At 65.9% G+C, this 23,100-nt stretch carries 20 protein-coding genes and 1 tRNA gene; 4 read left to right on the forward strand and 17 right to left on the reverse strand.

Features of this window, described 5'->3' with window-relative positions:
• Positions 1 to 65: 65 nt before the first annotated feature.
• Positions 66 to 3,464 carry a pyruvate carboxylase gene (locus IEX33_RS17855; RefSeq protein ID WP_188732260.1) on the reverse strand — a complete coding sequence of 1,133 codons (3,399 nt, stop codon included), beginning with the start codon at positions 3,462 to 3,464 and terminating at the stop codon, positions 66 to 68.
• A 301-nt stretch (positions 3,465 to 3,765) separates the two neighbouring features.
• Between IEX33_RS17855 and IEX33_RS17860 the strand changes: the two genes are divergently transcribed.
• On the forward strand, positions 3,766 to 4,584 hold the full coding sequence (locus IEX33_RS17860; RefSeq protein ID WP_188732261.1) for a ParA family protein: 819 nt from the start codon (positions 3,766 to 3,768) through the stop codon (positions 4,582 to 4,584).
• A gap of 78 nt (positions 4,585 to 4,662) precedes the next feature.
• Here the strand turns inward: IEX33_RS17860 and IEX33_RS17865 are convergent, their stop codons facing one another.
• The 5 genes from IEX33_RS17865 to gcvH form a co-directional block, all read right to left on the reverse strand.
• Positions 4,663 to 5,256, reverse strand: a complete 594-nt coding sequence (locus IEX33_RS17865; RefSeq protein WP_066275050.1) for a MerR family transcriptional regulator — start codon at positions 5,254 to 5,256, stop codon at positions 4,663 to 4,665.
• Positions 5,257 to 5,487: 231 nt separating this feature from the next.
• Positions 5,488 to 5,991 carry a bifunctional nuclease family protein gene (locus IEX33_RS17870; protein ID WP_009358600.1) on the reverse strand — a complete coding sequence of 168 codons (504 nt, stop codon included), beginning with the start codon at positions 5,989 to 5,991 and terminating at the stop codon, positions 5,488 to 5,490.
• Positions 5,991 to 6,707: a transcriptional regulator FtsR gene (gene ftsR, locus IEX33_RS17875; protein ID WP_188732262.1), complete on the reverse strand. Its 717-nt coding sequence runs from the start codon at positions 6,705 to 6,707 to the stop codon at positions 5,991 to 5,993. The genes IEX33_RS17870 and ftsR overlap by 1 nt, the downstream gene beginning before the upstream one ends.
• 23 nt (positions 6,708 to 6,730) lie before the next feature.
• The gene (locus tag IEX33_RS17880; protein WP_188732263.1) at positions 6,731 to 7,207 is read right to left on the reverse strand and encodes an FHA domain-containing protein; all 477 of its coding nucleotides are present in this window, start codon (positions 7,205 to 7,207) and stop codon (positions 6,731 to 6,733) included.
• A gap of 155 nt (positions 7,208 to 7,362) precedes the next feature.
• Positions 7,363 to 7,749 carry a glycine cleavage system protein GcvH gene (gene gcvH, locus IEX33_RS17885; protein ID WP_104188752.1) on the reverse strand — a complete coding sequence of 129 codons (387 nt, stop codon included), beginning with the start codon at positions 7,747 to 7,749 and terminating at the stop codon, positions 7,363 to 7,365.
• A 165-nt stretch (positions 7,750 to 7,914) separates the two neighbouring features.
• Between gcvH and IEX33_RS17890 the strand changes: the two genes are divergently transcribed.
• Positions 7,915 to 8,784 (forward strand): Fpg/Nei family DNA glycosylase, encoded by an 870-nt coding sequence (locus IEX33_RS17890; protein ID WP_188732264.1) that lies wholly within the window; start codon positions 7,915 to 7,917, stop codon positions 8,782 to 8,784.
• Between the two features lie 50 nt (positions 8,785 to 8,834).
• Here IEX33_RS17890 and IEX33_RS17895 read toward each other — a convergent pair.
• The 10 genes from IEX33_RS17895 to IEX33_RS17940 form a co-directional block, all read right to left on the reverse strand.
• Positions 8,835 to 8,911: transfer RNA gene (locus IEX33_RS17895), tRNA-Pro, on the reverse strand.
• Between the two features lie 160 nt (positions 8,912 to 9,071).
• Complete coding sequence (gene der / locus IEX33_RS17900; protein WP_104188756.1) at positions 9,072 to 10,622, reverse strand: ribosome biogenesis GTPase Der; 1,551 nt, start codon at positions 10,620 to 10,622, stop codon at positions 9,072 to 9,074.
• Between the two features lie 10 nt (positions 10,623 to 10,632).
• Positions 10,633 to 11,313: a lysophospholipid acyltransferase family protein gene (locus IEX33_RS17905; RefSeq protein ID WP_188732286.1), complete on the reverse strand. Its 681-nt coding sequence runs from the start codon at positions 11,311 to 11,313 to the stop codon at positions 10,633 to 10,635.
• Between the two features lie 31 nt (positions 11,314 to 11,344).
• Complete coding sequence (gene cmk, locus IEX33_RS17910; RefSeq protein ID WP_188732265.1) at positions 11,345 to 12,058, reverse strand: (d)CMP kinase; 714 nt, start codon at positions 12,056 to 12,058, stop codon at positions 11,345 to 11,347.
• Complete coding sequence (locus IEX33_RS17915; RefSeq protein WP_188732266.1) at positions 12,058 to 13,167, reverse strand: prephenate dehydrogenase; 1,110 nt, start codon at positions 13,165 to 13,167, stop codon at positions 12,058 to 12,060. Before IEX33_RS17915 ends, cmk begins: the two co-directional genes overlap by 1 nt.
• A 3-nt stretch (positions 13,168 to 13,170) precedes the next feature.
• Positions 13,171 to 14,370, reverse strand: a complete 1,200-nt coding sequence (locus IEX33_RS17920) for a pseudouridine synthase (protein ID WP_188732267.1) — start codon at positions 14,368 to 14,370, stop codon at positions 13,171 to 13,173.
• A gap of 110 nt (positions 14,371 to 14,480) precedes the next feature.
• Positions 14,481 to 15,143: an SMC-Scp complex subunit ScpB gene (gene scpB, locus IEX33_RS17925; RefSeq protein ID WP_188732268.1), complete on the reverse strand. Its 663-nt coding sequence runs from the start codon at positions 15,141 to 15,143 to the stop codon at positions 14,481 to 14,483.
• Complete coding sequence (locus IEX33_RS17930; protein WP_188732269.1) at positions 15,140 to 15,952, reverse strand: segregation and condensation protein A; 813 nt, start codon at positions 15,950 to 15,952, stop codon at positions 15,140 to 15,142. The genes scpB and IEX33_RS17930 overlap by 4 nt, the downstream gene beginning before the upstream one ends.
• Before the next feature lie 7 nt (positions 15,953 to 15,959).
• The gene (locus tag IEX33_RS17935; protein WP_104188770.1) at positions 15,960 to 16,859 is read right to left on the reverse strand and encodes a ParA family protein; all 900 of its coding nucleotides are present in this window, start codon (positions 16,857 to 16,859) and stop codon (positions 15,960 to 15,962) included.
• A gap of 250 nt (positions 16,860 to 17,109) precedes the next feature.
• Positions 17,110 to 18,465 (reverse strand): cation:dicarboxylate symporter family transporter, encoded by a 1,356-nt coding sequence (locus tag IEX33_RS17940; protein ID WP_188732270.1) that lies wholly within the window; start codon positions 18,463 to 18,465, stop codon positions 17,110 to 17,112.
• A gap of 182 nt (positions 18,466 to 18,647) precedes the next feature.
• Between IEX33_RS17940 and IEX33_RS17945 the strand changes: the two genes are divergently transcribed.
• A complete protein-coding gene (locus IEX33_RS17945; RefSeq protein ID WP_188732271.1) occupies positions 18,648 to 20,282 on the forward strand; it encodes a sensor histidine kinase in 1,635 nt (544 codons plus the stop codon).
• Positions 20,279 to 20,992 carry a response regulator gene (locus tag IEX33_RS17950; RefSeq protein WP_188732272.1) on the forward strand — a complete coding sequence of 238 codons (714 nt, stop codon included), beginning with the start codon at positions 20,279 to 20,281 and terminating at the stop codon, positions 20,990 to 20,992. Before IEX33_RS17945 ends, IEX33_RS17950 begins: the two co-directional genes overlap by 4 nt.
• A 37-nt stretch (positions 20,993 to 21,029) precedes the next feature.
• Here IEX33_RS17950 and IEX33_RS17955 read toward each other — a convergent pair whose 3' ends face one another.
• The gene (locus IEX33_RS17955; RefSeq protein ID WP_188732287.1) at positions 21,030 to 22,928 is read right to left on the reverse strand and encodes an AMP-binding protein; all 1,899 of its coding nucleotides are present in this window, start codon (positions 22,926 to 22,928) and stop codon (positions 21,030 to 21,032) included.
• Positions 22,929 to 23,100: the final 172 nt, after the last annotated feature.

Below are 23,100 nucleotides of genomic sequence, written 5' to 3' on the forward strand. Positions count from 1 at the left end.
CCGCAAACAAACGAGAGGGTCCTCCTGACGGGGGACCCTCTCGTCGTATCACTCGCTGCCGTGCCCTACTGCTCGACCACCAGCAGGAGGTCTCCGCCTTCCACCTGTTCGACGGCGGAGACGGCGAGGCGGGAAACCTTGCCGGCCACCGGCGTCGTGATTGACGCCTCCATCTTCATTGCCTCTATGGTGGCCACGGTGTCGCCTGCCTTGACCTCATCGCCCTGCTTGACCGTCAGGGTGACGGCACCGGCGAAGGGCGCCGCAACGTGGCCGGGCTGGCCCGGGTCCGCCTTCTCGGCGGCCTTCACGTTGCTCACCACGGACCGGTCCCGCACCACGACGGGCCGGGACTGGCCGTTGAGGGTGCACATGACGGTGCGCATGCCCTTCTCGTCCGGCTCCGACACCGCTTCCAGGGAAGCAATCAGGCGTACGCCTTTCTCCAGCTGGATTTCGTGCTCCGCGCCGCGCTGCAGGCCGTAGAGGTAGTCGCGGGTGTCCAAAACGGAGAGGTTGCCGTAGGTCTCCACGCTCTTGAGGTAGTCCTTGGTGGGACCGTCGAAGAGCAGCCGGTTAAGCGTGTGCTGCCGGGTCTTCGAGTCGGACTTCAGGGCAGCACTGTCCTCGGCGCTGAGTTCCGCGTCCCGGACCTTCACGCTGCGGCCCTGCAGGGCCTTGGTGCGGAACGGCTCCGGCCATCCGCCCGGAGGATCGCCGAGCTCACCGGACAGGAACCCGATGACCGAATCGGGAATGTCATAGTTCTGCGGGTTCTCGTTGAAGTCGGCCGGATCCGCGTTCAGGCCCACCAGGTGCAGGGCAAGGTCACCGACTACCTTCGACGACGGCGTGACCTTGACCAGGCGGCCAAGGATACGGTCGGCGGCGGTGTACATGTCCTCGATGGCCTCGAACCGTTCGCCCAGGCCCAGAGCCATGGCCTGCTGGCGGAGGTTGGACAGCTGTCCACCCGGAATCTCGTGCTGGTACACGCGGCCGGTGGGGCCCGGCAGGCCGGATTCGAAGGGCGCGTAGACCCGGCGGACCGCTTCCCAGTAGGGCTCAAGGGAGCTCACCGCGGCCAGGCTCAGGCCGGTGTCGCGGGGTGTGTGGGCCAGTGCCGCAACCAGTGCCGAGGCCGACGGCTGGCTGGTGGTTCCGGCCAGCGATGCCGAGGCAACGTCCACGGCGTCCACACCGGCGTCCACGGCAGCAAGGAGGGTGGCCAGCTGGCCGCCCGCGGTGTCGTGGGTGTGCAGGTGCACCGGCAGGTCAAACCGTTCCCGGAGGGCCGCAACGAGCTTCGCGGCCGCGGCGGGACGGAGCAGGCCCGCCATGTCCTTGATCGCCAGGATGTGGGCTCCGGCGTCCACGATCTTCTGTGCCAGCTCCAGGTAGTAATCCAGCGTGTACAGCTTTTCGTCCGGGTCCAGCATGTCCGCCGTGTAGCACAGGGCCACCTCGGCGACAGCGGTGCCGGTTGCCCGGACTGCACGGATGGCAGGAGCCATCTGGCTGACATCGTTCAGGGCGTCGAAGATCCGGAAGATGTCGATGCCGGTTGCCGCGGCCTCGTTGACGAAGGCCTCGGTGACCTCCTCCGGGTAAGGCGTGTAGCCCACGGTGTTGCGGCCGCGGAGGAGCATCTGCAGGCACACATTCGGGAGGGCCTGGCGAAGGGCTGCGAGCCGGTCCCAGGGATCTTCGCCCAGGAACCTGAGGGCCACATCGTAGGTGGCGCCGCCCCAGGCCTCAACGGACAGCAGCTCCGGCAGCAGTGCCGTGACCGCGGGGCCGGCCGCCACCAGGTCGCGGGTGCGCACCCGGGTGGCCAGCAGCGACTGGTGTGCGTCCCGGAAGGTGGTGTCCGTGACAGCCACCGGGGTTTGTTCGCGCAGGGCCTTGGCAAAACCCTCGGGTCCCAGTTCAAGCAGCTTCTGGCGGGAGCCGGGTGCAGCCTGCTTGTCCTTGACCGACGGCAGTTTGCTGGCCGGGTTGGAGTGGACGGTCAGCTCACCGTTGGGCTTGTTGACGGTGACTTCGGCCAGCCAGGTGAGGAGCTTGGTGCCGCGGTCGGCGGAAACGCGGGCCTTGAGCAGCTGCGGGCGCTCGTCAATGAAGGAGGTAGCGACGTCGCCTGCAATGAAATCGGCGTCGTCAAGCACTGCCTGCAGGAACGAGATGTTCGTCGAGACGCCGCGGATGCGGAACTCCGCCAGCGCACGGCGGGCACGGGCGACGGCGGACGGGTAGTCCCTGCCCCGGCAGGTCAACTTCACCAGCATGGAATCGAAATGCGGGCTGATCTCGGCACCCGAATAAACCGTGCCGCCGTCGAGCCGTACTCCTGCACCGCCGGCGGAGCGGTAACCGGTGATCTTTCCGACGTCGGGACGGAAGCCGTTCGCGGGGTCCTCCGTGGTGATGCGGCTCTGCAGCGCCGCGCCCTTGAGGTGCACCGTCTCCTGCGAGAGGCCCAGGTCCGCCAGCGTCTCGCCGGAGGCGATGCGCATCTGTGCCTGGACCAGGTCGACGTCGGTCACTTCCTCCGTGACCGTGTGCTCCACCTGGATGCGGGGGTTCATTTCGATGAAGACGTGCTGGCCGGCGCGCTCACCGACGGTGTCCACCAGGAACTCCACGGTGCCGGCGTTGACGTAGTTCAGTGCCTTGGCGAACTTGACGGCGTCCCGGTAGAGCGCCTGGCGGATGCCTTCGTCCAGGTTGGGGGCCGGCGCGATTTCGATGACCTTCTGGTGGCGGCGCTGGATGGAGCAGTCGCGCTCGAAGAGGTGCATGACGTTGCCCTCGGCGTCGGCCAGGATCTGTACCTCGATGTGGCGCGGGCGGAGGACGGCCTGCTCCAGGAACATGGTGGGATCGCCGAATGCCGCATCGGCTTCGCGCATTGCGGACTGCAGGGCCTCGGGGAGGGCTTCCCGGGTATCCACCCGGCGCATGCCGCGGCCACCGCCGCCGGCGACGGCCTTGGCGAAGATGGGGAATCCGATGTCGTCGGCAGCCGCAATGAGTTCGTCCAGGTCCTTGGACGGCGCGCTGGACTTCAGGACCGGCACGCCGGCGTCGCGGGCAGCCTTCAGCGCTGCCACCTTGTTGCCCGCCAGTTCCAGGACCTCTGCGGGCGGCCCAACGAACGTGATGCCGGCAGCCTTGGCTGCCCTGGCGAGGTCCGGGTTCTCGGAAAGGAAACCGTAGCCCGGGTAGATTGCGTCCGCTCCGGATTCCTTGGCCACCCGCACTACTTCGTCAACATCCAGGTATGCCCGGACGGGGTGGCCCTCTTCGCCAATCAGGTAGGCCTCGTCCGCTTTCTGGCGGTGGATCGAGTTCCTGTCCTCATGGGGGAATACGGCAACGGTCTTGGCGCCCAGCTCGTAGCCGGCGCGGAAGGCCCTGATCGCGATTTCGCCGCGGTTGGCCACCAGAACTTTGGAAAACATACTTCTCCTGCATCATTGCGGGTGGATCGGTGAGTGGTCACAGTGTCTAGGACCTACAAGGACAAACACAAATCTTTGTGGCCACCATCACAGATTTCCCCGTCATGTCCCGAACCCTTTTGCCGCCGCGGGCGGAAACCGCCCCCGCAGCACAGTCGGTGCCATGCCGACGCCCGATAAAGCAGGATTCGCCGACGCATCAACATATGATGAGTAGGGCGGCAGGACCGTCCGGCTTCGGCACTGCCGGAGCAAACATTACCCCCAACACGGCATCCGGCGTTAGGTTTTGGTCTCTCAAGTGCAAGTAGTCAGCATCAGCAGCCTCAAGGGTGGAGTCGGCAAGACTTCCGTCACCACAGGATTGGCGTCCGCGGCGCTGGCCGCAGGCATCAGCACGCTGGTGGTGGACCTTGATCCGCATGCAGATGCCACCACTGCGTTGGGCGTGCAGCCCGGCGACCAGCTGGATATTGGCCGGATGCTCAAGAGCCCCCGCCGCGCCAACCTGGCCGAAAACGTGGTCCGCAGCAGCTGGACGGCACGGACCCAGGCCAACGGCTCCGGCCCGGCAGTGCTTGACGTCGCCGTAGGATCCGCCTACACGGGCATCTACGACCGGCCGGACCTGCGCCGCCGGGACCTCCGCAGGCTCTCCTCGGTGCTGGCCACCGGCGGCGATTACCAGCTTGTCCTGGTGGACTGCCCGCCGTCGCTCAACGGCCTGACCCGGATGGCGTGGACTGCCAGCGACAAGGTGGCACTGGTAGCCGAGCCCGGCCTGTTCTCGGTGGCGGGGACCGAACGGACCATGCGGGCCATCCAGCTTTTCCGGCAGGAGTTCGCCCCCAACCTCTCCCCCGCAGGCATCGTGGCAAACCGGGTGCGGTCAGGGTCCTCCGAACACACCTACCGGCTCGCGGAAATGGAATCCATGTTCGGCGACCTCCTCCTGAGCCCCCGGATCCCCGAGCAGGCCAACTGGCAGCAGATCCAGGGCGCCGCCCACCCCGTGCACCATTGGCCCGGCGACTCCGCAAAGTCTGCCGCGGCACTCTTCGATGACCTGCTGGCAAACGTGATGGCAGTGGGAAGCGGCCTGCGCAGCCGCGCCCGGTAAGGCACCAAGCCGTCAAGTCCGGTTAAACGGATAAGGGGCCGTCCTCCATATGGAGGACGGCCCCTTATCTGTTAAGCCTCAGCTGATTTTGCGGGCTGCTCGGCGTTTGCTCAGTTCGTCGTCCGGAAAGGACTGTTCGGCGGCGTGCTCACTGGGAAGTGATGCCAGGCTGCCTTCCACTTCACGCCACACCCGGCCCACGGCGATTCCGAAGACGCCCTGCCCTCCCTGGACAAGATCGATGACTTCATCGGCGGAGGTGCACTCGTAGACGCTCGCGCCGTCGCTCATCAGCGTGATCTGGGCAAGGTCCTCGACGCCGCGTTCCCGCAGGTGCTCCACGGCGCTGCGGATCTGCTGCAGCGATACCCCCGTGTCCAGGAGGCGCTTGACCACTTTGAGGACAAGGATGTCGCGGAAGCCGTAGAGTCGCTGGGATCCGGACCCGGCGGCGCCGCGGACCGCAGGCTCCACCAGGCCGGTGCGGGCCCAATAGTCGAGCTGGCGGTAGGTGATGCCGGCAGCCTTGCAGGCCGTGGGGCCCCGGTAACCGGCGTCCTCGTCCAGTACAGGAAGGTCCTCGGTAAACAGGAGGCCCTGGGCACCGCTCGCGGGCACAGCAACACCAGCCGTGGGCTGCTTCAGCCCGCCTGCTTCGCCTTTGGGACTCACCTGGATCCTCCTTGTCATGCGCTCCCGGGTAACTACTGCAGCAGCGGTGCATGAAGACCATGCATGTAATTTTCGCGGGGCGCACTTTCCAGTGTGACTTGCGAGGCTGCCGTAAGCAATGGGAACTTGATACTTCGACGTTAGGCCCGGCGGCCTGCAAGGTCAAAGACCCTGAGGGGTTTCACGAGGCGTGTCGAAAGTTTCATCCTCAACTTTAACCTTAACGTGACCTTAGCCGTCGAAATCCTCGGGTTCCACATCGTCCAGGAACTCGCGGAACCGGCGCAGTTCGCGCTCTTCGTCAACGGTGGGGCCAGGCTCGGTGTCCTCTCCCTCGTCGTGCTCTGTGATGCGCACGCCGGCCTCGTCCATGACCGAGTCGGCGCACCAGATCCGGCACTTCGCGCGCAGCGCCACTGCAAGCGCGTCCGAGGCCCGCGAACTCACCGTGGTGCCGTTCTCGAACTGGAGCTGGCCGTAGAAGATGTTGTCCTCCACTGCCACGATGTTGACGCTGACCACCGAGTGCCCCAGCGCTTCCACCACGTCCACCAGGAGATCGTGGGTCATGGGACGGGGCGGCACGACGCCCTGCTGGGCCAGGGCGATGGCGCTGGCTTCGGGAGTACCGATCCAGATGGGCACGTGCCGCTCACCGTGCATCTCCCGAAGCAGGACCAGCGGCTGGTTGGAAGGCAGTTCGATGCGAACGCCTACAATCTCGACTTCAATCATCAGATGTCCATGCGTGAGATATGGTCCTGCACCAGAGCCCGGTGCAGGGTGAGGCAGAGGTCGCTGATTTCACGGGCGGCCTCGGCCGCGCGCGCCTGGGACGCAGCGTCCTTGCGGGACGCCAGCGGCGCCACCGCGCGTTCCACCAGGCCGAACTCCCGCTCGGCAGCCGCCTGGAAGGGGCGCAGGTGGCGGGGTTCAAGGCCGTGGCTTTCCAGCTGGACACAGGCCCGGGCCACCTGGAGGGCGTGCTCGTCGAACTGCCCGTTGGTGTGGCTGATCAGACCAAAGCTCAGGAGGGACTGCAACAGCGGCACGCTCGCGCCGGACTCGGTGCGGAGCTGTTCCTCGGTGAGCTTGCGCCCCCGGCTCTGCAGTTCCGCCGCCAGCTCGTCGGAGACGATGCGGGGGGAAACAACGACGCCGGGCGGCAGGTTCTCCGGGCGTTCGCCCCTGTCGATCGCGTCAAGGTAGTCCTTGATGACTTTCAGGGGAAGGTACTGGTCCCGCTGCAGGGCCAGCACGAAGCGCAGCCGCTCGACGTCGCCGTCGGAGTACTGCCGGTACCCGGCAGGCGTCCGGCGGGGGTTGATCAGCCCTTTTTCCTCAAGGAACCTGATTTTGGACGCAGTCATGCCGGGAAAGTCCCCGCTGAGCTGTGCGAGGACTTCCCCGATGTTGAGGACCTGGGGTCCCCGGCGTTCCGGTTGTGCCATTGCCACAGGCAGTGGTCCCCGGTTCAGCCGCGGCCTGCAGCGGTGGCAGGGCTCAGGTAGAAGGTGAGGCGGAACTTGCCGATCTGGACTTCGCTGCCGGACTTGAGCTCCACGCTGTCCACTCGGTCGTGATTGACGTAGGTGCCGTTCAGGCTGTTCTTGTCCACCACTTCGAAGCTGCGTGCCGTGCGGCGGAACTCGACGTGGCGGCGGGAGACTGTGACGTCGTCCAGGAAGATATCGGCGTCCGGGTGCCGGCCTGCCGTGGTGACATCGGAGTCGAGCAGGAACCGTGCGCCGGCATTGGGGCCGCTGTGGGCGACCAGCAGCGCCGAACCAGCCGGCAGCGCCTCCACGGAGCTTCGCTCCTCGGACGAGAGTTTGGGTGTGATCGTGGGCTCATCCCTCACCGGGGTGAGATGGATGGAGGTGGTCTCCGACTCCCTGGCCGCACCCGAGCCGTATTCCCCGTCGGCAGGGTTCTGTGTGTGGCCAGCCATGGACTCCTCCTCTTTCCGCTGCGGCCGTCAGGCCTGCAACCAACATATGTCCTCCGGGCCTGCAGCGCAGGTCCGGAACCGGCTGCCGATCCGGCCGCTGACGTGCGAAGACATTCTGGCTTCGCCCTGGGCCGGACCGGAAATTCCGGTTAGCTTTAGCCTACCTGCTGTTCGTACTCCGATGCACTGAGCAATGAGTCGACGGCGTCAGCTTCGGCAAGCTTGATCTCGATCAGCCAGCCATCCCCATAGGGATCGGTGTTGATCAGGGCGGAATCGGTGTCCAGGGACTCGTTCCGGCCCACAACTTCGCCGCTGACGGGAGCGTAGATGTCGCTGACGCTCTTGGTGGACTCCACCTCGCCCACAACTTCGTTTGCCGTAATCTTGGTGCCAACTTCCGGCATCTGGGCGTAGACAACATCCCCGAGTGCGTCCTGGGCAAAGTCGGTGATGCCTACCCGGACCACGCCGTCGGCATTGGGTGCGGTGACCCACTCGTGCTCGGCGGTGTAGGACAGATCTTCGGGAATGTTGCTCATCAGGGGCCTTTCATCGGGTCGAACACCACTGTCAACGCGGCCCGGGAAACGGGCTGCGTTGAAAGTATAGGCACAACTGCCGGGGCGTTCGCCGGGGTTTCTGACAAGATGGGACGCATGAGCGTACGCACGGTCAGCGGCCACGCCAGGAACGGCGGGTGACGGATGCCTGAGCTCCCCGAGGTTTCCGGCCTGGCAGGCTACCTGGACGACCACCTGCAGGGAACCGTGGTTTCCAAAGTGCAGATCGTGTCCTTTGCCGTGCTGAAGACAGCCGATCCCCCCTTCAGTGCCCTCGAGGGCAGGACCGTCACCGGTGTACGGCGCTTCGGAAAGTTCATCAGCATTGACACCGGCGGCATTTCCTTCGTCTTCCACCTGGCCAGGGCGGGCTGGGTCCGCTTCACGGACTCCCCCACCGACGCCCAGCTGAAAATGGGGAAGGGGCACATCGCCGCCCGCCTTGCCTTCACCGGCCCCGGGGGCCCGCGCGGTTTCGACCTCACCGAGGCGGGCACCAAGAAGAGCCTGGCGGTTTATGTGGTGAAAGATCCCCGGGAGGTGCCGGGCATCGCCACGCTGGGCCCGGACCCGTTCAGTGAAGCGTTCGACGCCGACATGCTGGCTGGGATCCTGGGGTCCAGTTCCCAGCAGATCAAGGGACTCCTGCGCAGCCAGGGCGTGATAGCCGGCATCGGCAACGCCTACAGCGACGAAATTCTGCATGCCGCCCGTATCTCGCCGTTTGCCACCGCCAAATCCCTGGACCGGGCAACCGTCCAGGTGCTGTACGACGCCATCCATGACGTCCTGGGCACTGCGCTGGCGGAGGCCAGCGGCAAGCCGCCGAAGGATCTCAAGGACGTGAAACGGAGCCACATGCGCGTCCATGCCAGGGCGGGCCAGCCCTGCCCGGTGTGCGGAGACACGGTCCGAGAGGTTTCCTTTGCCGACACCTCCCTGCAGTACTGCGCCACCTGCCAGACGAAGGGGAAGATCCTGGCTGACCGCAGGACCTCGAAGTTCCTCAAGTAACCACACAAAAAGCGGAAGCGCCGGAGATTTTCTCCGGCGCTTCCGCTTGTTGGTCGGGCTGACAGGATTTGAACCTGCGACCCCTTGACCCCCAGTCAAGTGCGCTACCAAGCTGCGCTACAGCCCGCTGGTTCTGCCGTTCTCCGCTGTGCTTGATCCCTGAATCGCTCCCAGGATTTCCACCAGCAGTCCGGCCGAACCACCTAGAAGAGCTTACACGATCCCGGAGCGTGCCAGTGACACTTTCCCGGATTCAGCCCTCTGGTGTGTCGGAGACAACACCGGAATTAACGCTTCTTGCCGCGCTTTTCCCGCACGCGCATGCTGACCTCGATGGGCGTGCCCTCGAAGCCAAACGTTTCCCGCAGCCGGCGGGTGATGAAGCGCCGGTATCCGGGGTCCAGGAAACCGGTGGTGAACAGGACGAACTTCGGCGGACGGCTGGATGCCTGCGTGCCGAAGAGGATGCGCGGCTGCTTTCCGCCGCGGACGGGGTGCGGGTGGGCGGCAACAAGCTCGCCAAGGAACGCGTTGAGGCGGCCGGTGGCAATGCGCTTGTCCCAGTTCTCCAACGCCAGGTCCAGGGCAGGAACCAGGCGGTCCTTGTGCCACCCGGTCTTGGCCGAGATGTTTACGCGGGGTGCCCATTCCACGTGGGCCAGGTCCTGCTCGATTTCACGCTCGAGGTAGCGCCGGCGTTCGTCGTCGAGCAGGTCCCACTTGTTGAAGGCCAGCACCAGGGCGCGGCCCGACTCAATGGCGAGCTGCAGGATCCGGACGTCCTGCTCGCTGAGGACCTCGTCCACGGCAAGGAGCACGACGGCGACCTCCGCCTTTTCGAGCGCGGCCTGCGTGCGGAGGGAAGCGTAGTAGTCCGCGCCCTGCGCCATGTGCTGGCGGCGGCGGATGCCTGCCGTGTCCACGAAGCGCCAGGTCCGGCCACCGAGTTCGATGAACTCATCCACCGGATCGCGGGTGGTGCCGGCGGTGTTGTCCACCACCACCCGTTCAGTCCCGGCCAGCTTGTTCAGCAGGGAGGACTTGCCCACGTTGGGGCGGCCGATCAGGGCGATGCGGCGGGGTCCGCCGGAGCGTTCCAGGCCCTCGATGGTGGAGAATTCCGGAAGCACGTCCATCACGTGGTCCAGCAGGTCCGCCACGCCGCGGCCGTGCAGCGCGGAGACCGGGTAGGGCTCGCCAAAGCCCAGGCCCCACAGTGTGGCGGAATCCGCCTCCTGGGCAAAGTCGTCCACCTTGTTGGCCACCATGATGACCGGCTTCTTGCTGCGGCGCAGCATCTTCATGACGCCCTCGTCGGTGGCGGTTGCCCCTACGGCGGAGTCCACCACGAAGAGCACTGCGTCCGCGAGCTCAACGGCCATCTCGGCCTGCTCGGCCACGCGGGCATGGATACCGCGGGCGTCGTGTTCCCAGCCGCCGGTGTCCACCAGGGTGAAGTTGCGGCCGTTCCAGTTGGCGGAATACATGACGCGGTCGCGGGTGACTCCGGGGGTGTCCTCCACCACGGCTTCGCGGCGCCCCAGGATACGGTTCACCAGCGTGGACTTACCCACGTTGGGCCGGCCGATGATGGCCAGGACGGGATCGAGCTTGACGGGGCCGTCGAAGTCCTCGTCGCCGTATTCGCCGCTCAGCAGTGCGGCGTCTTCCTCGTCGAGGTCGTAGTCCTCCAGGCCCGCCCGGAGGGACGCCGCGCGGAGCTCTGCCTCGTCGTCGTCAATGGCAGCCAGCCGCTCGGCCACCTGGTCCGTGCCCGTGGGCGTGTATTCGTCTTCGCCGGCGCCGAAGTGGCCGGGAGTTTGAGTCGTATCGCTCATTGCACTGTCCTTAGTGGTCATCTGCCGGCGTCCCGGCTACTGCTGTTAAGTCTTGGCGGGCATCTGCGAAAGGCAGTGGCTGCCCGCTGAGTTGAATGGAGTCCTGGACGTGCCCTGCCAGCGCGGCGCGGATTTCCAGCGCCGCCCTGTCCATTGAAGCACGCCCGCTTTCCCCTGCCCGGCGGGCAAGGGTGAGGGCATTTCCGAAGCTGACGTGGAAGCGCCTGCCCGGCCGGGGCACGGAATCGAGGTGCTCCGCTCCCCTGCGGGTGCCCAGGATGGCCACGGGGACCACCGGGGCACCGGAGTTCAGCGCCAGCCAGGCGACGCCGCCGTTGATGTCCGCCGCTGCCCCGCTCCCCCTGGTTCCTTCGGGGAGGATGCCAACGCACCGGCCGGCGTCGAGCACTTCCTTGCACCGCTGCAGCGCGGTCCGGTCGCCGCGCCTGTCCACCGGCAGCTGGCCCGAAGCTGTCAGCACCTGGCCGAGGAAGCCCTTGAACATCTCCTGTTTGACCAGGATGTGCATGGGGCGCGGTGACGCGCCGAACATGACCGGCCCGTCCAGGAAGCTGATGTGGTTGCCCGCAAAGATCACGGGCCCGCCGGTAGGAACATTCTCCCGGCCCCTGACGGTGGTCCGGTACACCACGTGGTCGAGGATCCAGCCCACCGGCCTGCTCCACGCCATGGTCAGGCCAGAGGGAACACCCGGCCTGCCGTCAGTCACGGTTGAGGACCTTTGTCACGATCACCAGGGCTGCGGCCACGGTCTGGTCGAAGTCGAGGTCCGACGAATCCAGCGTCACTACACCGGAGGCGGCCTTGGTGAAGTTCACGACGGAAGAGTCCTTGGCATCGCGGTGGGTCACCTGCGCCGCCAGCTGCTCGGCATTCTGGGTGCCGCCAAGCTGGATTCCACGCCGGCGCAGCCGCGCTTCCTCGCTGGCGGTGAGCAGCATCCGGACTTCCGCCCCGGGCGCGACGACGGTAGTGATGTCCCTGCCCTCCACCACCATGCGGCGGTGGTGCTTTTCGATCAGTTCCCGCTGCCGGCGGATCAGCTCAGTCCTGGCCCCCAGTGTGGTGGCCACGGCGCTGACGGCGGAGGAAATGGCCGGCTCGCGGATGGCGTCGGTCACGTCAACACCGTCCACCCGAACGTACTCCTCCAGCGGGCTGGTGCTCAGTTCCAGGACGAGGTCGCGTGCGGCCTGTTCAACTGCTGCGGCGTCGTCGAGGTCGATGCCCCTGTTGACGCAGAACCAGGTGAGGGCACGGTACATCGCGCCGGTGTCCAGGTACGCGAGCCTGAGCCTGCGGGCCACTTCCTTGCTGACGCTGGACTTGCCGGAGCCGGACGGGCCGTCAATGGCCACCACCAGCGGCCGGCCGATGCGCAGCGCAGGCATGGTATCGAGAAGTTCCTGTGTCATTACTGGAGTACCCGCCATCCGCGGTCGTTGAGTGCTTCGATCAGGTGGTCATGCTTGTTCGGCAACACGGAGATTTCCACCATACCTACGTTTTGGCCGGACGAGTGGTCAAGGCGGAGGTCCTCGAGGTTGACGCCGATCTCGCCGATTTCCGTGAGGAGCCGGGCGATCTGTCCTGGCTTGTCGTCCACCAGGACGGTCAGCCAGGAGTACGCCTGCGGCGGCCCGCCGTGCTTGCCCGGAATACGTGCCTGGCCGGCGTTGCCTTCGCTCATGAGCTGCGCGAGGTCCAGCCGTGCGCCCGGAGCCGTGGGGTCCTCGAGCGTTCCGATCAGGCGGTTGAGGTCCTCCCGGACGCCGTAGAGGATTTCCACGACTTTCGCAGCGTTGCCGCCGAGGATCTGGACCCACAGGGACGGGTCACTCGCCGCTATCCGTGTGACGTCCCGGAGCCCGTTGCCGGCCAGGGACAGGGCATGCAGCGGCGTACCCTGGAGCCGGCTCGCCAGCAGCGAGGACATGACCTGGGGCAAGTGGGACACCAGGGCAACAGCTTCATCGTGCTCATCGGCCGTGAACTGGGATACAACTGCGCCCAGGTCCGAGGCCAGGGAACGGGCCGTCTGGAGGGCGGCGCCAGAGGTTTCCTCTGTGGGGCACACCACCCACGGCATCGAGGTGAACAGCTCGCCCCGGGCAGCCACCGGGCCTGACTTTTCCCGCCCGGCCATGGGGTGGGTGCCCACATACCGGGACAGGTCGACGCCGCGGCGCCGCAGGCTGTCCAGGATGCCCGCCTTGACGCTGGCTATATCCACCACAACTGAGCGGGGAAAATCCGAGAGGGCTTTATCCACGACGTCGGCCGTAACGTCCGGCGGCGCAGCAACCACCACCAGCTGTGGGACATCGCTGCCCAGTTCCGGCAGCGGCCGGCCTGCGCCGATGTCCACGGCCACCGCCTGGTTCGTGGGCGAGGGGTCGGACAGGAACACCGGAACGCCCCGTCCGCGCAGGCCCAGGCCAATGCTGGCGCCGAGCAGGCCGGTCCCGAGGACCACCACCGGACCATCCAGGTGCCCGCGGCCCTGGCTATGGAAGGCGGACATGCCTCAGAGCCCTACGGATGCCAGCAGATGCCCGACTTCCTGCTTGCCGAGGTTGCGGATGCTGCCCTGGCGCTGGTCACCCAGGCCGATAGGGCCCACCTTGACGCGGACCAGCCGCAGGACCGGGAAGCCGACGGCGTCGAAGAGGCGGCGGACAATACGGTTCTTGCCCGAGTGCAGCACAACTTCGATCAACACGTGGCCGGGGGTTGAGTCAACCAGCCGGAAGGAGTCGACGGACGCAAAGCCGTCCTCCAGTTCCACGCCTTCCTTGAGCTGCGCGCCGATACCCTGGGGGAAGGGACCGCGGACCTGTACCAGGTACGTCTTGGGCACTTCGTAGGAGGGGTGCGTCAGGCGGTTGGCCAGTTCGCCGTCGTTCGTCAGCAGGAGCAGCCCCTCGGTGGCGACGTCGAGACGCCCCACGTGGAACATCCGTTCGCCGGTGTTCTTGTTGCTCTTGAGGAAATCGCTGATGCAGGGCCGGCCCTCAGGGTCCTCCATGGTGGAGACAACGCCCTTCGGCTTGTTGAAGACCATGTAGACGAGGTTCTCATCCAGCTGGATGCGCAGGCCGTCCACGTGGATGACGGAGGTCTTGGGATCAACCCGGACACCGAGCTCGGTGACGACCTGTCCGTCCACTTCCACCCGCCCCTCGGCAATCATCTCCTCGCAGACGCGGCGGGAGGCGACGCCGGCCGAGGCCATGACCTTCTGCAGGCGCACGCCGTCGGCGTCGTGGAGTTCCGACTGGGGAACGTCGCCGCGCGGGCCCTTCTTCCGTGACGGCCGGCGCACTGGCCCCAGGTTCTGGCCGAAGCGTTCGCTGCCGAAAGCACGGGAGGCTGCGGCACCGGGCACACCGGTGCGCGGCTTCGGCTTGAGGGCGCCTGGAGTGCCCGGCGCCTTCTTGGCTCCGGGCTTGCGCGCTGCAGGCTTCCGTGAGGAAGGCCTGGCGGCCTTTGGATCTGCGGCGCCCCGGCCCTGCTGGGGGCCGTCCGACGCCAGATCCGGATCGATGAAGCGTTCCTCGCGCGGCTTGGGTGCGCGCTGCGGGCGGTCGATGCCGAACCCGCCGCCCCGCTTCGGGGCACCGCCGCGGAACCCGCCCGCTGACTTGCCACCCTGGGAGGTGTTGCGCTGGGGATTGTTGCGTCCCGAGCTGTTACGTGGTGAACCCTGGCGTCCCGCCTGTGTCATGACCCGTCCTTCAATTGTTTGGCCGGAAAGGTGTCCGGAGACAACCCTAACCAGCCGTGCAGAAATAATCTGCCCTGATAAATATCCTTGCCCAGGCAGCTCGAAACTGCCTAGATCCCTTCGGCGTCGTAGTACTCCGCGATGCCGTCCAGACCCGGAAGATGGGGAGACAACTGCGGCAGCTCAGCCACAGAGCCGATTCCCATCCGTTCCAGGAAATACGATGTGGTCCGGTACAGCATGGCCCCGGATTCCGGATCCGTTCCCGAATCCTCGATCAACCCGCGTTGGGCGAGTGTCCGCACCACTGAGTCAACATTGACACCCCGAATTGCAGAAACCCTGGCCCTTGAGACGGGCTGCCGGTACGCGATGACCGCGAGCGTTTCCAGGGCTGCCTGGGTAAGCCTGGCAGTCTGGCCTTCCAGCACATACTTGCCCACAATGTCGGCGAAGTCGGTGCGGGAGTAGATCCGCCAGCCACCGGCGATGTTCCGCAATTCAAAACCCCGGGGGCTGGAGCCGAAACCAGCGTGACTGGCTTGATCCATATCCGGGGCTTTAACAGTATAGCCGCTATACTCGCGCTGCAGTTCGGCCAGCAGCGCGCTGACCTTGTCCACGGTGAGGCCAAGGCCGGCTGCCAGTTCCTCCTCTGTGGCCGGCTGGTCGATAACCATCAGCACAGCCTCAATGGCAGCCTTGGCCCCGCCCGGGAGGTTTTCGAGGTCCTCCTCCCCCAGTTGCGTGTCTTCCGTGGCTTCCCTGGTCACAGCTGCTCCTCGAACTCTTCGCTTAGGTTGTCGGCGGACCACTGCCGGCTGCCGGCGGTCCAGTGGACGGCAAGATCCGCCAGCGGCGACACCTGGTCGAAGGACACCGCTTTGTCCCGGAACAGTTCCAGCAGCGCCAGGAACCTCGCAACCACCACAAGGGTGGACTCGGCGTCGGCGATGATGGCCCGGAACGTGAGCGGCGATTCCCGCTGGAGCCGCAGCCCCACGATTTCCGCCTGCTCCTTAACGCTGACATTGCCGCCATGGAGATGTGCCAGGCCCACTTCGGTGGGTTTCGGCGCCTTGGGCCGCAGCGCAGTTTCCGCCAGCGCGGCAAACTGTTCCGGGGTGTGCTTCCACACGAGTTCCGGGAGCATGGCCGCGAAATGCTCCTCCAGGGCAACCTGCCGGGGAAAGCGCATGGCTTCCTGGTGCAGTGTTTCACCCAGGAGACCGGCCACGTGCTTGAAGGCCTTGTACTGCAGGAGCCGGGCGAAGAGCAGGTCCCTGGCCTCGAGCAGCGCCATGTCCTCGTCGTCTTCCACCTCACCCGCGGGAAGGAGCCTGGCAGCTTTGATGTCCAGGAGCGTCGCGGCAATCACCAGGAACTCGCTGGCTTCATCCAGCGCCCATTCCCCGCCCATTTTCTGCAGGTTGCGGATGTACTTGATGAATTCGTCTGTCACCGTGGCGAGGGCCACCTCGGTAATGTCCAGCTGGTGCTTGGCGATCAGTCCCAGCAGGAGGTCGAAGGGACCCGTGAAGTTGGCCAGCCGCACCTCGAAGCCGGGCTTGGATTCGGCCACGTCCTGGCTAGGGTGCGCCGCCGCGCGAAATCAGTTCTTTGGCCAGGCGCCGGTAGGCGTCCGCACCGATGTGGTTGCCTGCGTAGCTGGTGATCGGCTCCGCCGCCACCGTGGCGTCCGCGAACTTGATGGAACGCTTGATGACGGTCTCGAACACCTTGTCCCCGAACGCTTCCACCAGCCGGGTGATGACTTCACGGCTGTGCAGGGTCCGGGCGTCATACATTGTGGCGAGCACCCCGTCCACCTGCAGGCGCGGGTTGAGGCGGTCCTGCACCTTGTCGATGGTTTCCACCAGCAGGGCCACCGCACGAAGGGCGAAGAATTCGCAGATCAGCGGGATGATGACGCCGTGTGCTGCGGTGAGGGCGTTGACCGTCAGCAGGCCCAGGGAGGGCTGGCAGTCGATGAGGACGACGTCGTAATCGTCCTCGACCTTCTTCAGCGCCCGGTCCAGGACCTGCTCGCGTGCCACCTCGTTGACGAGCTGGACTTCGGCCGCGGAGAGGTCGATGTTGGCCGGCAGCAGGTCGACGTTCTCGACGCCGGTCTGGTGGATGGCGTCGCGGATGTTGACCTTGCGGTCCATCAGCACGTTGTAGACCGTAAGGTCCAGCTCGTGGGGGTTCACGCCGAGCCCTGCCGACAGCGCACCCTGGGGATCGAAATCGACCAGGAGTACCCGGCGCCCGTACTCCGCCAGCGCTGCCGCGAGGTTGATGGTGGAGGTGGTCTTGCCGACGCCGCCTTTTTGGTTCACCATGGCGATCACACGCGCCGGACCGTGGGAGGACAGCGGTGCCGGTTCCGGGAACTCCCGGTATGGGCGTCCCGTGGGGCCCATCACCGCGTTGTCCAGGTCAAATTCCGTGCCCTCCAGAGTTGCCGAACCCTGTTCGCTGCTCACGTATCTATCCACACTTTCGATGACGGTGATTTCCTGCCGCTGGATGCCAGCGCCGTTCCTTCTTCTTCCCAAGGTTACAGCGACCGACACGGTATTCGACGGAACTTGACTTTCCACCCATGTTGAGCCTTGACCCTCTAGCTGAGGTCGAAGGTTGGTTTTGCCGGGGCACGCAGCAGCCCCCGCGGCCAGGGCTGCGGGGGCTGCTGCGTTAATACTGTTTGTGCGTGGCGGGCGCCCGGCGTGGTGCCTAGACGCCGGCCGGAACGCGCCGCTCTTCGGTTTCCGTGGCTGCCGGCGCCGCGTGGCCGGTGTGGCTGGCAATCATGGTCTGCTCGTCGAAGGGCAGTCCGCCGGAGAGTACCTGGTCAACCTGGCCCCGTTCGATCTCCTTCATCCAGGTGCCGATCAGGACGGTGGCTACGGCGTTGCCGGTGAAGTTGGTCAGGGCGCGGGCCTCGGACATGAACCTGTCGATTCCAACGATCATGCCCACGCCGCCCAGCAGTTCCGGCTTGTGTGCCTGCAGGCCTGCAGCAAGGGTGGCCAGGCCGGCGCCGGTGACACCGGCGGCACCCTTGGAAGCGATGATCATGAAGATCAGCAGCGAAACCTGGGCTCCCAGATCCAGCGGGGTTCCCATGGCGTTGGCCACGAAGAGGGAAGCCATAGTCAGGTAGATGGCGGTGCCGTCCAGGTTGAAGGAGTAGCCCGTGGGAACGGTAACGCCAACCACCGGCTTGGAAACACCGAGGTGCTCCATCTTTGCGATCAGGCGGGGCAGGGCAGCTTCGGAAGAGGACGTGGAGAAAATCAGCAGGTATTCACGGCCCAGGTACTTCATGAGCTTGAAGATGTTGACTCCGGACACAACCTTCAGCAGACCGCCCAGGATGATGACGATGAACAGTGCGCAGGTGATGTAGAAGGCGGCCATCAGGGTGAACATGCTGACGATGGCCTGGACGCCGGTGGCTCCGACAACGGCGGCGATGGCACCGAAGGCGCCCACGGGAGCAAGCCACATGATCATGATGAGGATGCGGAAGACGACGGCCTGGCCGTGGCCGATGGCCTTGAGTACCGGCGCACCCTGCGGGCCCATCTTCTGCAGGGCGAAACCTACAAGGAGCGCGGCAAAGAGCGTCGGAAGGACCGGAATGTCGCCCGGGATGATCCCCAGGAGGAAGGCGACGGTGCTGTCGACTTCTGCCTTCTTGGAAGGATCGTACGGCGCCAGCTTCAGGCCCTCGCCCGGGTGGATCAGGTTGCCAACAACCAGGCCGATGGCGAGCGCAAAGGTAGACATGAGCACGAAGTATCCCAGTGCCAGGCCACCGACCTTGCCCACTGTGGCGGCCTTTGCGATGGAGCCGATGCCCAGGACGATGGTGCAGAAGATGATGGGCGCAATCATCATCTTGATCAGCTTGATGAACCCGTCACCCAGCGGCTTCATGGACTTGCCGACCTCGGGGAACATCAGGCCCACTACGGCGCCGAGGATGACGGCGGCGATGACCGCAATGTAGAGGTAATGCGATTTGTCGATGCCCTTGCGCCGCGTCTTCACGGTGTCAAGCGACTCTCCTCGTTGAGAAGCCATGATGTGTCTCCTTATATGGATAATCTGATAGACGCTGCGGCACATTCTCTGGGCTCTGCGCGTCCTCCGGTGTGATATCCATCATTGGGTACGCCGTGACCCAGCTCACCGTTGCGTTCATATTGGTCGCGGCGCACATGCTTACTAAGGATGGCGCCCGGAAACGGCGTCGGGAGGTACACGTGATCCACCCCTGGAGTATCGCCCGCCGGCTCTTCGTGGCGAACCTGCTGATTGTGGTGGTGTTTATCGCCGTCGTCGGCTCGGCCACGTTCGTTGACGCCCGTGACCGCACCTACGACGAGGCCGGCCACCGGATGGCGGGGATCGCCGCTGCCATCGCGGCCAGCCCGCTGGTGCTGGAGGCGGCCTCCAGCCCGGACCCGACTGCCTCTCTGCAGCCCTATGCCAGGGACGTTATGGCAGAGGCCGACGTCGACTTCGTCACCATCATGGCTCCCGACCGCACCCGGTGGACGCATCCGCGGGTCGGGGAGATCGGCCGCCCGTATATCGGCTCCATCGACGCTGCACTGCAGGGTGGGCAGCTCACCGAAGTGACGGCGGGGACGCTGGGCCCGTCGGTGCGGACCATTGTTCCGGTCAAGGACCAGGCGGGCGAGGTGAAGGCACTGGTGGCGGTGGGCGTTACGGTCCGCACGGTGGACGTCGCCTTCGCCGGACGCCTGCCGGCCCTGCTGCTGATTGGCCTGGCCCTGCTGGTGGGAGGTTCGCTGGCGTCCTGGTTCCTTGGCCGGTACCTTCGCCGGGTGACCCGGGGGTGGGGTCCTGAGCAGCTCTCGCAGCTGTTCGCCTACTACGAATCCGTCCTGCACTCGGTGCGCGAAGGCCTGATCCTGATTGACACGAAGGGCCGCGTGGTGATGTACAACGACCAGGCGGCGGAACTGCTGGGCCTCGAAGGTGCCGGGAGCAAGGACCCCACCCGGCCGCCGTCGCTGGCGGAACTGCCGCTCGAGGAGGAACTCCGGGACCTCTTCGAGTCCGGCCGGCCGGCCAATGACGAAATCATCCTTACCGGTTCCCGGGTGCTGGTGGTCAACCAGGGGCCGGCCAGGGCGCCCGGCTCCCCGGGAACCCGGGGCAGGGCACCCGTGTACGGTACGGTGGCAACCCTGCGGGACCGTACCGAAATTGAAGCGCTGGGCACCGAACTGGAAACCATGCGGACCCTTTCCGGCGCACTCCGCGCCCAGACCCATGAACACGCCAACCGGCTCCACACCATGGTCTCGCTCCTGGAGCTGGGCCGGACGCAGGAAGCCCTGGATTTCGCCACCCGGGACCTGGAGCTGAGCCAGCAGCTGACGGATGACATGGTCAGCTCCGTTGATGAACCTGTCCTGGGGGCACTCGTCATGGGCAAGGTGGCGGAAGCCCACGAACGCGGTGTCCAGCTTGATGTTGCCACGCTGGGTTCCGGTACGGTGGCGGGAGTGGCTGTGCAGGACCTGGTGACAATCCTGGGAAACCTGCTGGATAATGCCATCGACGCGGCAGCGGACGCTCCCCCGCCCCGGCGCGTGGAGCTGACGGTGGAGTCGGATGAGGAGGGGCTGGACATCGCCGTCCACGATTCCGGCGCCGCCCTGGACGCGCAGGCCGCGGACACCATCTTCCGCCACGGCTTCAGCACCAAGCCTTCCGGGCCCGGCGGCCGGGGCATCGGGCTGGCCCTGGTCCGGCAGGCAGTGCAGCGGCTGGGCGGTACCCTGACCATCAACGGACGGCGCGGAGCGAAATTCGAAGTATTCCTTCCCGCAGCAGAGTCCCCGCAAAAGGAGCACACACCGTGAGCAACATCCGGGTCCTCGTCGTTGAGGACGAGGCCATCGCATCGGCGGCACACGCAGCCTATATCGGGCGGCTGCCGGGCTTTGAGCTGGCCGGAAGCGCACCTGACGGCCAGTCCGCCCTTCGGCTGCTCGGTGAGCTCTCGGCGGCGGGCAACCCGGTGGAGCTGGTCCTCCTGGACATGAACCTGCCGGACCTCCACGGCCTGGACATCGCCCGGCGGATGCGGGCAGCCGGGATCCTGGCGGACATCATTGCCATCACCGCCGTCCGGGAGCTGGCCATCGTGCGGAGCGCCGTGGCCATCGGGGTGGTGCAGTACCTGATCAAGCCGTTTACGTTCGCCACTTTCGCCGACAAGCTGGAAAGCTACCGGCAATTCAGGCAGCAGCTCGCAGGCCCGAACGCCGGCTCCGGAAAGGCCGGAGCATCCCAAAGCGAAGTGGACCAGGCCTTCGCAAGCCTGCGGGCGCCGTCGGAACTGCCCCTGCCCAAAGGCCTCTCCGCTTCCACGCTGGGATCGGTGCAGGAGTTCGTCAGGCAACAAAGCGACGCCGTATCCGCCACGGAAGTCATGGACGCCCTCGGCATGTCCCGCGTCACCGCCCGCCGTTACCTCGAGTACCTGGCGGACGCCGGCACGGTCTCCAGGACCGCCCGCTACGGAACACCGGGCCGGCCGGAAAACGAGTACCGCTGGCGCGGGCGCTGACCCGGCCGCTGACCCGGGCCCCTGGCTCCGTCCGCTGCTAGTCTCCGCTTCCGCCGGGCCGGAGGCTCCCGATCAGCTGGTCAATCACCCCGGCGTCTTCGATTGTGGACGGTACCGTGTACTCCTCGCCGTCGGCAATCTGCCGCATCGTCTTGCGGAGGATCTTCCCGGACCGGGTTTTGGGCAGGGCATCAACAACCGTCACGTGCTTGAAGTCCGCAACGGCTCCGATGTCCCGGCGGACCATCGCCACCAGGTCCTTGGCCAGGACGTCCTCGGATACCTCCACCCCGGACTTGAGCACAACGTAGCCGCTGGGGCGCTGGCCCTTAAGGGGGTCGGCCAGGCCAATCACCGCGCACTCGGCGACGGCCGGATGCTGTCCGATGACCTGTTCCATGGCGCCGGTGGACAGCCGGTGCCCCGCGACATTGATGATGTCGTCGGTCCGCCCCATCACGAACACGTAGCCGTCCGCGTCCCGGTAGCCGGAATCCCCGGTGGCGTAGCACCCCTCGAAAGCCTGCAGGTAGGAGGAGATGTAGCGTTCGTCGTTGCCCCAGAGCGTGGCCAGGGTCCCGGGCGGCAGCGGGAGCCCGAGCACGATGTTTCCTTCCGTGCCGGGTTCCACCTCCACGCCAAGGCCATCCACAATGCTGAGCCTGAATCCCGGCATGGGCACGCTGGGCGAACCTGCCTTGATGGGCAGTTCTTCCAGGCCGCGGGGATTGGCGCAGATGGCCCAGCCCGTCTCCGTCTGCCACCAGTGGTCCACCACAGGAACGCCAACCGACCGGGAGGCCCAGTGGAACGTGTCCGTGTCCAGCCGCTCCCCCGCCGTGAAGAGCGTGCGCAGGCTGGAGAGGTCATAGTTCCGCAGCAGGGCTGCCTCAGGGTCGGCCTTCCGGATGGCCCGCAGCGCCGTGGGGGCGGTGAACAGGACGTTGACTCCGTGTTCCTGGATCACGCGCCAAAACGCGCCGGCATCAGGCGTTCCAACCGGTTTGCCCTCATAGAGGACCGTGGTGGCACCGGCAATCAGCGGGCCGTAGACGATGTAGGAGTGCCCCACCACCCAGCCGACATCGGATGCGGTCCACATAACGTCCCCCGGACCGGCGCCGTAGATGTTGTCCATGGTCCAGGCGAGTGCGACGGCGTGGCCCCCGTTGTCCCGCACCACGCCTTTGGGTGCTCCGGTGGTGCCTGAGGTGTAGAGGATGTACAGCGGGTCCGTGGCCGCGACGTCCACGGGCGCGGCAGGTTCCGCAGCGGCCATTTCCGAGTCCCAGTCCTGCCAGCCATGGTCCGCCGCTGTGGCTGCGAAGCCCTCCCGGGCCCGGACGATGACGGGGAGGTCCGGCACTCCCGCCAGCTGGAGGGCTTCCTCGACGGCGGGGAGGTATTCAATCCGGCGGGTGGGCTCGATCCCTCCGGAGGCGGTGACCACCACGGCGGGGACGGCGTCGCGGATGCGTGCCGCGAGCTCTTTCGGGGCAAACCCGCCGAAGACCACCGAATGGACGGCTCCGAGGCGCGCTGTTGCCAGCATGGCGATGGCGGCCTCGGGAATCATCGGCATGTAGATCACGACGCGGTCCCCCTTGCCCACCCCGCTGCGGCGGAGGGCGCCGGCAAAGCGTGCCACCAGCCCGGTGAGTTCCGCGTAGCTGAAGCGCCGGCGGGTGCCGAGCATGGCGGAATCGTAGATGAGCGCATCCTGGTCACCCCGGCCGGCCTCTACGTGGCGGTCCAGGGCGTTGTAGGAGGTGTTGAGGACCCCGTCCGGAAACCAGGTGTAGAGCGGAGCCCGGCTTGCGTCCAGCGCGTGCCGGGGCGGCACCGACCAGGAAACCCTTGCGGCTGCATCGAGCCAAAACTCCCCGGGTTTCCCAAGGCTTGCTTCATACGTTTCGCGATAGCTGCTGGTGACCATGAAAGTGCTTCCCATCCACGACGTTGTGTAGCCGCCATGTTAGCCGGGAGTCCGATGGCGAAACAAGTGTTTTGTATACACAGATACGGCTATTCCAAGTTTTAGCATCCTTTCATTGGCAAACTGGGACCCTCTGTATACACTAGGGGAAGTCCATGACCGAAGGAGGCAG

Origin of the sequence: Pseudarthrobacter scleromae (genome assembly GCF_014644515.1) — a bacterium.
GTDB classification, from domain to species: domain Bacteria; phylum Actinomycetota; class Actinomycetes; order Actinomycetales; family Micrococcaceae; genus Arthrobacter; species Arthrobacter scleromae.

What these genes read in the sequence shown, in the direction of transcription:
- IEX33_RS17880 (WP_188732263.1), bottom strand. Translation starts at nt 7,207, where the DNA reads ATGGCTGGCCACACACAGAACCCTGCCGACGGGGAATACGGCTCGGGT.
- gcvH (WP_104188752.1), bottom strand. Translation starts at nt 7,749, where the DNA reads ATGAGCAACATTCCCGAAGATCTGTCCTACACCGCCGAGCACGAGTGG.
- IEX33_RS17940 (WP_188732270.1), bottom strand. Translation starts at nt 18,465, where the DNA reads ATGGCTTCTCAACGAGGAGAGTCGCTTGACACCGTGAAGACGCGGCGC.
- IEX33_RS17870 (WP_009358600.1), bottom strand. Translation starts at nt 5,991, where the DNA reads ATGATTGAAGTCGAGATTGTAGGCGTTCGCATCGAACTGCCTTCCAAC.
- IEX33_RS17890 (WP_188732264.1), top strand. Translation starts at nt 7,915, where the DNA reads ATGCCTGAGCTCCCCGAGGTTTCCGGCCTGGCAGGCTACCTGGACGAC.
- der (WP_104188756.1), bottom strand. Translation starts at nt 10,622, where the DNA reads ATGAGCGATACGACTCAAACTCCCGGCCACTTCGGCGCCGGCGAAGAC.
- IEX33_RS17915 (WP_188732266.1), bottom strand. Translation starts at nt 13,167, where the DNA reads ATGTCCGCCTTCCATAGCCAGGGCCGCGGGCACCTGGATGGTCCGGTG.
- IEX33_RS17920 (WP_188732267.1), bottom strand. Translation starts at nt 14,370, where the DNA reads ATGACACAGGCGGGACGCCAGGGTTCACCACGTAACAGCTCGGGACGC.
- IEX33_RS17955 (WP_188732287.1), bottom strand. Translation starts at nt 22,928, where the DNA reads ATGGTCACCAGCAGCTATCGCGAAACGTATGAAGCAAGCCTTGGGAAA.
- IEX33_RS17905 (WP_188732286.1), bottom strand. Translation starts at nt 11,313, where the DNA reads ATGGCGTGGAGCAGGCCGGTGGGCTGGATCCTCGACCACGTGGTGTAC.
- IEX33_RS17855 (WP_188732260.1), bottom strand. Translation starts at nt 3,464, where the DNA reads ATGTTTTCCAAAGTTCTGGTGGCCAACCGCGGCGAAATCGCGATCAGG.
- ftsR (WP_188732262.1), bottom strand. Translation starts at nt 6,707, where the DNA reads ATGGCACAACCGGAACGCCGGGGACCCCAGGTCCTCAACATCGGGGAA.
- cmk (WP_188732265.1), bottom strand. Translation starts at nt 12,058, where the DNA reads ATGACACAGGAACTTCTCGATACCATGCCTGCGCTGCGCATCGGCCGG.